Source organism: Ferdinandcohnia sp. SAFN-114, from assembly GCF_059415045.1.
In genome coordinates, this window is the sequence record NZ_JBPFDQ010000208.1 from 1 (window position 1) to 1,038 (window position 1,038).

Genomic DNA, 1,038 nt, shown 5'->3' on the forward strand with positions numbered 1-1,038 from the left:
GTTTCTTTCTTTTTTTAGTGCTAATATTGGTATATTTCCTGTCCCCTGGTGATAACTATTGTTTATACGATCACATAATTTTTGTACAAATTGATGAAGTTCTTCATAATCAAACTTTCCTTGATAAGCATGAATTTCATCAAGAAATTTCATTGGGGCTTCCACTTTTGCTTTGGTTCTTGGTCTTCCAGCTATACATGGCCTTACTTCAAATCCCATATCCTTTGAGAATTGATAGAACCGTTCATTCACTTTTCCTTTTTGATACTCTGTCCGTGCTTCATCCATGACTGTTTTCATATTATCCGTTACAATCGTTTTTGGAACACCGCCAAATACCTCAAAACTTTCTGTAATAAATGACAGTAAAACACTTTGTGATTTTGAGATTGAAAGATTAAATGTTCGAAACCTTGAATTGGCGAGTAAAAGTACACAAACATTTATATACAAGATCTCCCCATCTTTGGTGATGTATCGAATATTTTCCTTCCAATCCAACTGGGCTTGTTCACCCGGTGGAGTTTCAAATCGAATTACTTCGCTGTTGGAACTCTTTCGATTTCCTGAATCAAAATAACTTTGAAATTCAGGTATGCTTGATATGTACGCTCGAAATGTGGATTGACCACATACTAATCCATGATTATCTTTCAGGTATTGCCATAAAACACGTTTATAATAAAATACTTGTTTTGACTCCTCCGAAAGAAGTAGCTTAATAATTTCATAATAATCATCAATTTTTGATGACCTATCTCGCTTCTTTTTAGGTAGATAACCATTAAGATATTTTTCAATCGTCCTCCGATCAACTCCCATATCTCGAGCCAATTTACTCTTGTTAATTTTCATGTTTAAGCTCTCCATTAACATTTTTAATTTCGGTAAATCTAAAAGACAATTAATTTCTATGTCTGTATTAATATTTATCTGCATATGCACAATATTCCCCTCCAAGAATATTATGCAGAAAATTCGTCAAAAGTGTACATATTTAAACAATCACTTTTGTACATTCTTAGGTTAGCATTTATA

Annotated in this window: 1 protein-coding gene; it reads right to left on the reverse strand. The window is 32.8% G+C overall.

What is annotated here, in order from left to right; genetic code table 11:
- Nucleotides 1-939 (reverse strand): IS21 family transposase (gene istA, locus ACR65M_RS26950; protein ID WP_440274951.1); only part of this gene is annotated, 939 nt, incomplete at its 3' end.
- Nucleotides 940-1,038 lie beyond the last annotated feature (99 nt).